This is a genomic window from Flammeovirga agarivorans (assembly GCF_012641475.1).
In the GTDB taxonomy this organism is placed as follows: domain Bacteria; phylum Bacteroidota; class Bacteroidia; order Cytophagales; family Flammeovirgaceae; genus Flammeovirga; species Flammeovirga agarivorans.
The window spans coordinates 1-513 of sequence record NZ_JABAIL010000143.1 but is presented as its reverse complement, the minus strand read 5'-3'; the positions used below and the strand labels follow the sequence as shown (position 1 = coordinate 513).

Below are 513 nucleotides of genomic sequence, written 5' to 3'. Positions count from 1 at the left end.
CGGCTGCCCAGCACTTTGCCCTGACGGATAAACAGCACATGCACGCAGGCCATGCCGGCATCGAAGGCGACGCCGATCACGTCGAGGTCGTCACCGGTGTTGGAGACAAACTGTTTCTCCGTCACGCGGCGGACGGCCTGAATCTGGTCGCGGATGCGCGCGGCCTCTTCGAACTCCAGGTTCTGGCTCGCCTTCTCCATCCGCGCGATGAGCTGGGTCAGCACCTGGTCATCCTTGCCGGCGAGAAACAGCCGCACATACTCTACCTGCTGAGCATACTCTTCTTCGCTGACCAGCCCGGCCACGCACGGCCCCAGGCAGCGACCAATCTGATACTGCAGACAGGGGCGGGAGCGATTGCGGTAGACGCTGTTTTCACACTGACGGATGGGAAAGATTTTCTGCAGCAGCGCCAGGGTCTCGCGCACGGCATAGCCGTTGGGAAAAGGACCAAAATATTCGCCCTTCGCATGTTTGGCGCCGCGATGCATCGCCAGACGCGGATGAGTATCG

General features: G+C 61.2%; 1 protein-coding gene. It reads right to left on the bottom strand.

Annotated elements, in window-relative coordinates:
* Positions 1-513: UvrB/UvrC motif-containing protein (locus HGP29_RS28670; protein ID WP_211093490.1), on the bottom strand; the 513-nt coding region annotated here is incomplete at both ends.